Consider the following 5,770-nt stretch of genomic DNA (forward strand, 5'->3'; position numbering starts at 1 on the left):
ACCACCGCCTCGTATGTGCAGGGCCGCTGCCGCGGCCCGCGAGGCCTCCCCCTTCGACCCGAGGAGTGACTCCCTCCAGCAATGGACGGATCGTCCGGTAGTACCTGCGCCGCCCCCTCTCCCGAGGCGGCGGCATGATCATCTCCCTGTTGCTGCTCTTCGCGGCCTTCCTCCTGATCCTGGCCAACGGCTTCTTCGTGGCCGCCGAGTTCGGCCTCGTCACCGTCGAGCGCGCCGAAGCCGAACGGGCCGCGGCCGCCGGCGACCGGCGCGCCCGCACCGTCGTCACCGCGTTGCGCGAGCTGTCCTTCCAGCTCTCCGGCACCCAGCTCGGCATCACGATCACCTCGCTCGTCGTCGGCATGCTCGCCGAACCCGCGCTCGCCGGACTGCTCCACGGCCCGCTCACCATGACCGGGCTGCCCGCAGGAGCCGTCTCCGGGGTGTCCGTGGTCATCGGCATGCTGCTCGCCTCCGCCGCCCAGATGGTGGTCGGCGAGCTCGTACCGAAGAACTGGGCGGTTTCCCGGCCGCTCCAGGTCGCCCGTTTCGTCGCCACCCCCCAGCGCCGTTTCTCGGCGCTCTTCCGGCCGGTGATCTCCCTGCTCAACAGGGTCGCCAATCGGCTGGTGCGGCTCCTGGGCGTCGAGCCCACCGAGGAGCTGGACTCGGTCCGAACCCCCGGTGAGCTCGTCTCGCTCGCCCGGCACTCGGCCCAGGCCGGCACCCTCGAACAGGACACCGCGGACCTCTTCGTCCGGACCCTCTCCCTCGGTGGCCTCACCGCCGAGCAGGTCATGACCCCGCGCGTGAAGGTCAGCGCCCTCCAATGGGACGCCACTGCCGCCGACGTCCTCAACCTCACCCGGGCCACCGGCCTCTCGCGCTTCCCGGTCTATCGGGACCGCATCGACGAGGTCGTCGGCATGGTCCATCTCAAGGACGCCCTGGCCGTCGCCCCGCACGCCCGGCTGCGCACCCCCGTCGGACGGATCGCGGTTCCGCCGCTCCTCGTCCCCGAGACGCTGCCCGCCCAGGCGCTCCTGGAGCGCCTGCGAAGGGAACAGCCGATCGCGGTGGTCGTCGACGAGTACGGTGGCACGGCCGGCGTCGTCACCCTGGAGGACATCGTCGAGGAGCTCGTCGGGGAGGTCCGCGACGAGCACGACACCGCTGCCGACGACCGGCCCGAGCTGGCCGCGGTCCCCGCGGAGGACGGTCGTCCCGTCTGGGAGGCCGACGGCTCCTGCCGGGTCCACACCCTGCGGCGGATAGGACTCGACGTGCCCGACGGGCCGTACGAGACCGTCGCCGGGCTCGTCGCCGATCTCCTGGGGCGCATCCCGGCCCCCGGTGACCGGGCCGAGCTGCCCGGCTGGCGGTTCTCCGTCCGCCAGGTCGACCGCTACCGCGCCGAGCGGGTGCGCATCGTCCGTACCACCCCGGACCAGGGCGGACCTTCCGTCGCGCCGGTGGCCGTGGTGGTGGAGGCGGCCCGATGAGCACCCTGCAACTCTTCTTCGCCCTCCTCCTGGTCCTCGCCAACGGCTTCTTCGTCGGGGCCGAGTTCGCCCTCGTCTCCGTCCGGCGCAGCCAGATCGAGCCCCTCGGCGGTGCCAGGGCCAAGCAGGTCCTCCACGGGCTGGAGAACCTGCCGCAGATGATGGCCGCCGCCCAGTTCGGCATCACCGTCTGCTCGCTGACGCTGGGCGCCGTCGCTGAGCCGACCGTCGCCCACCTCCTCGAACCGGTCTTCCACGCGATCGGGGTTCCGGCGGGCCTGATCCATCCGCTCGGCTACGTCATCGCCCTCGCGGCCGTCGTCTTCCTCCACCTCGTCATCGGCGAGATGGTTCCGAAGAACCTCGCGATGGCGGACCCCGAGCGCACCGCCCTCTGGCTCGCTCCCGGGCTCGTCGGCTTCGCCCGGCTCTGCAAGCCGGTCACCACCGCCCTCGGAGCCTGTGCCCGGTCGGTGCTGCGGGCGTTCAAGGTCGAGCCGAAGGACGAGGTGGAGGCGGTCTTCACCAGTGCCCAGCTCGGCCGGCTCGTCGAGGACGCGGGCCAGGCGGGGCTGCTCGACCCGGTCGAGCAGGAGCGCCTGGAGGACGCCCTGGAGCTGGGCAGCCGCCCGGTGACGGACGTGCTGATCACATCGTCCTCCCTGGTCACCGTCTCACCGTCGGTCACTCCGCGCGAAATCGAGGAGCTGACCGTGCGGACCGGGTACTCCCGCTTCCCGGTCCGCGCCGAGGGCCGGGCCACCTTCATGGGTTTCGTGCACGTGAAGGACGTCCTGGACCTGGAGGACCGCGAGCGGGCGGTGCCGCAGCGGCTGTGGCGCCCGATGGCCACGCTCCGCGCCGAGCTGCCGCTCGACGACGCCCTCACCGTGATGCGTCGCGCGGCCACCCATCTGGCACAGGTCGCCGACGGATCGGGCCGGGTCCTCGGACTGGTCGCCCTGGAGGACGTCCTGGAGATGCTGGTGGGCGAGGTGCGCGATCCGGCGCACCGCGTCCAGCCGCTGCCCGGGCCGACCCCCACCACGGTGCCGGCCCCCGTCCGGGGCTGATCAGTACCCCGGGGGCTCCTGCCTCGGGCCGCGGTTGACCGGACCGCGGCCCGACAGGACCTCCCCGTACGCCTGCATGAGGTCGGCCAGCCGGAGGGTGGCGAGGTCCTCCCGGCTCAGGGTCCCGGGGTAGCCGGAGAGCCGCAGGTCCCGGTAGGCGCAGGACTTCTCGTACAGGGTCCGAAGGAAGCGGCCGTTGCCGAGCTCGTCGATCCAGCCCTGCTCGACGACGTGCCCGCTGATCGAGCGCAGCTCGTCGCGGGCCTCTTCGTCCCAACCGTCTCCGTTGGCCGCCGCGAGGGACTCACCGATCGCGGTGAGCTCCAACGGACGGTACGAAGGGAAGTCGACCCGGGTGGTGAACCGGGAGGACAGGCCGGGGTTGGTGTTGAGCAACCGGTCCATGCCCTCGGGATAGCCGGCGAGGATGACGACGAGGTGGTCCCGGTTGTCTTCGGCCCGCTTCAGGAGCACCTGGAGGGCCTCGTCGCCGTAGGCGTCCCCCTTGCTGTAGCCGCTGTTGGACAGCGCGTACGCCTCGTCCACGAACAGCACCCCGCCGACCGCCGAGTCGATCAGCTCGTTTGCCTTGACCGCGGTCTGTCCCAGGAACTCGCCGACCAGATCGGCCCGCTGCGCCTCCACGAGGTGGTCGCCGCCGAGCAGCCCGAGCGCGTAGAAGACCCGACCCAGGATCCGGGCGACGGTCGTCTTCCCCGTTCCCGAAGGGCCGGAGAAGACGAAGTGGCGCTTCGGCGGCTGCACCGGAAGCCCCTGACCGGCCCGCAACCGGGCCATCTCCAGCTGCGCCGAGAGCGCCTTGACCTGTCGCTTCACCGGTTCGAGGCCGACCATGCCCTCCAACTCGGCGAGTGCCTCCGCGAGCAGCACCGGATCGGTGGGGCCGGCCGGGAAGGTGGGAGGCGTCGGCTGGCCGGGCAGCGGCACCTTCTGCCGCACGGCCTCGGGAGGCCCGACGGGGGCCGTCGGCGTCACCGGGTCGGGCGCGAGGCGCAGGCCGTCGCCGAGTCCGCCGGAGTCCGGTTCGGCGCCGGGCACGGCGTCCACCGCGTCCTGACCGAGGCCCCCGCCGGCGGAGCCGGTCGCGACCGTCGCCAGGCCGGCCGGGTCGTCCATCCCGTCGTACCCCTCGAAGCCGTCGTATTCGGCGATCGCCGCGAGCCGGGCCGCCGTGTCCATGAACGTCGGGTCGATCCGGTGCACGGCCCGGTACAGGGGCAGGGCCGCGGCGCTGCGGCCGGTGCCCTCGTGGGCCCGGGCGAGCCAGTAGCGCAGCTCCTTGCGCTGGGGCTGCTCACTGCGGCACCGCATCAGCGAGGCCGCCAGCAGCGGCTCGGCCTGGCCGTACATCTCCAGGCGCACCCGGGCCATGCCGCCGAAGAGCCCGGCCTCGATGCCGAGCAGCGGATCGTCCACGAGGGGTTCGGTGTGTCGGACGAGTTGTTCCCAGTCCTTGACGAGGTACGAGCGACAGGCGTGCAGGAAGCGCACCTGTGGATCGGTGTCGATCGGGGGGAGCCCCGCGAGTGCCCGGTCGAGCTCCGCCACGTGCCGGCCGTCGAGCCAGTGCGAGGCGTGGGCGAGGAGCAGGTCGCGCGGGCTCTCCAGGACGGGCTGTACCCACCAGCCGAGCCAGTACCAGGAGTTCAGGGTGCGGCGGTAACGGGTCCGCTGCTCGCCGAAGCGCTCCCGGTTCCGGTACATGCGCAGCAGCGCGGTCGTGGTGTCGACCCGGAGCGCGTGCAGCCCGAGCCAGGCGTCCGCCATCCCGGGGTCGATCTGTACCGCCGCCCGGAACTCGTCCTCCGCCTGCGGATACGCGCCCATCGTGTAGGCGTCGATTCCGCGCAGCCAGGCGAGCTCGGCCGGGGGCTGTGAGCCCTGCGTGCCGATGTCCATCGGGTCCCCCACAACCGTCATCGCATGGACGGGATTTGACCGCACCTGGGGGCATCGTACCTGCGCAGGGGGTGGGTACTTAAGAAGGAGTGCATGATCCGGAAGCAGTGACCCTGGGTGATCGACAGGGTCCGCAAGGGGCTCCGGACTGCCCGGAGAGGGGTGATCGAGGGCAGAACGAAGCCCCCGATCACGGGGGAACAACCGGGGGCTTCGTGTCTGCGGCAGCTCCGAAAAGCCGCACATTCAGAACGTAAGACCTGTACGCCTCCGGGGTCAAGCGGAGTTGAAGCACTTGCGGAAGTGGACTTTCGGCCACTCAGTTCACGAAAGAAGAGCCGTGACCCTGTGTAACGGCATGGTGCGTGCCCGCTGTCACGGCCGGCCCCGGAAGCCAGTCGTACCCCTCCTGACACTCCCGTACCAGGGTGTCGGCGAAGGCCCGAGAGGGGTCCTGAGCGAAGTGGCGAGTCTCTGCCATGGTCCAGCCGTCCCAGAAGGCGGCCTGTTCCGGCCCGTCCCGGTGGCGGCCCCGTGCCCAGGACTGCTCGGGACCGCGCTCCATCCACAGCAGTCGCGCCAGGAACGGCCGCACCGCCCGGCGGCCCGCGCCGACGCCCTCGACCAGGACCACCGGGGCCGGAGCCAGCGTCCGCGCCCCGCCGAAGCGTCGCAGCTGCCAGTCGTAGGGCCGGTAGGACGCCGTTGCACCCCGGGAGAGCGGCTCCAGCACCTGGGTGCGCAGCCGGTCGGTCCACCCGAAGAGCTCTTCGTGCGTGGCGAGGTCGTCGAGGTGGAGGACGGGGGCGTCACCGAGGGCGGTGGAGAGGCGGGCCGCGAGGGTGGACTTGCCGGAGCCCGCGTGGCCGTCGACCGCGACGAGGCGGGCCGGCCCGCAGGAGGGCGGCAGGCGGAGCAGCGCGTGTGCCGCACGGTCGAGGTCGCTCATGGCCCCAGGGTAGGGGAGTGGGAACCGCCGCAGGTCAGAGAGGTGCCGCCAGCAGTGGTCGAGACCCCGTATTGGTCCGGCGACGCGTGCCGAAGTGCTGGCGGAGCCCCGTGGGAGCCGGGATAGTGGGCCGCGTGGCCCTCGCCCTTCCCGGCGGAGGGTCCCGTGCGCCCGCTGGTTCGCCCACCCCGGGTGCCCACCGCCCGGTCCGTCCCCACCGCTCCGTTCGCCCGCTGCCGTGCGGGCCCGTGCCCGTCCCGTCCGCCGTTCTCGACTGGGGGTCGTCGCCCATGACCAGTTCCACCCCGCGCAGGACCGTCCTCGCC

The 5,770-nt window shown here is 72.2% G+C and carries 4 protein-coding genes; 2 read left to right on the forward strand and 2 right to left on the reverse strand.

The window, feature by feature from the left end:
* Nucleotides 1-134 precede the first annotated feature (134 nt).
* Together ACFW2Y_RS34350 and ACFW2Y_RS34355 are read left to right on the forward strand one after the other, a co-directional pair.
* Nucleotides 135-1,502: a hemolysin family protein gene (locus tag ACFW2Y_RS34350; protein WP_384887246.1), complete on the forward strand. Its 1,368-nt coding sequence runs from the start codon at nt 135-137 to the stop codon at nt 1,500-1,502.
* On the forward strand, nt 1,499-2,575 hold the full coding sequence (locus tag ACFW2Y_RS34355) for a hemolysin family protein (protein WP_384887249.1): 1,077 nt from the start codon (nt 1,499-1,501) through the stop codon (nt 2,573-2,575). The genes ACFW2Y_RS34350 and ACFW2Y_RS34355 overlap by 4 nt, the downstream gene beginning before the upstream one ends.
* Here ACFW2Y_RS34355 and ACFW2Y_RS34360 read toward each other — a convergent pair whose 3' ends face one another.
* Nucleotides 2,576-4,495, reverse strand: a complete 1,920-nt coding sequence (locus ACFW2Y_RS34360) for an AAA family ATPase (protein WP_384887254.1) — start codon at nt 4,493-4,495, stop codon at nt 2,576-2,578.
* A gap of 319 nt (nt 4,496-4,814) precedes the next feature.
* A complete protein-coding gene (locus tag ACFW2Y_RS34365; protein ID WP_384887251.1) occupies nt 4,815-5,444 on the reverse strand; it encodes a uridine kinase in 630 nt (209 codons plus the stop codon).
* Between the last annotated feature and the right edge of the window lie 326 nt (nt 5,445-5,770).

This window comes from Streptomyces sp. NPDC058877 (assembly GCF_042742855.1).
In the GTDB taxonomy this organism is placed as follows: Bacteria; Actinomycetota; Actinomycetes; order Streptomycetales; family Streptomycetaceae; genus Streptomyces.

What these genes read in the sequence shown, in the direction of transcription:
- ACFW2Y_RS34350 (WP_384887246.1), top strand. Translation starts at nt 135, where the DNA reads ATGATCATCTCCCTGTTGCTGCTCTTCGCGGCCTTCCTCCTGATCCTG.
- ACFW2Y_RS34355 (WP_384887249.1), top strand. Translation starts at nt 1,499, where the DNA reads ATGAGCACCCTGCAACTCTTCTTCGCCCTCCTCCTGGTCCTCGCCAAC.
- ACFW2Y_RS34360 (WP_384887254.1), bottom strand. Translation starts at nt 4,495, where the DNA reads ATGGACATCGGCACGCAGGGCTCACAGCCCCCGGCCGAGCTCGCCTGG.
- ACFW2Y_RS34365 (WP_384887251.1), bottom strand. Translation starts at nt 5,444, where the DNA reads ATGAGCGACCTCGACCGTGCGGCACACGCGCTGCTCCGCCTGCCGCCC.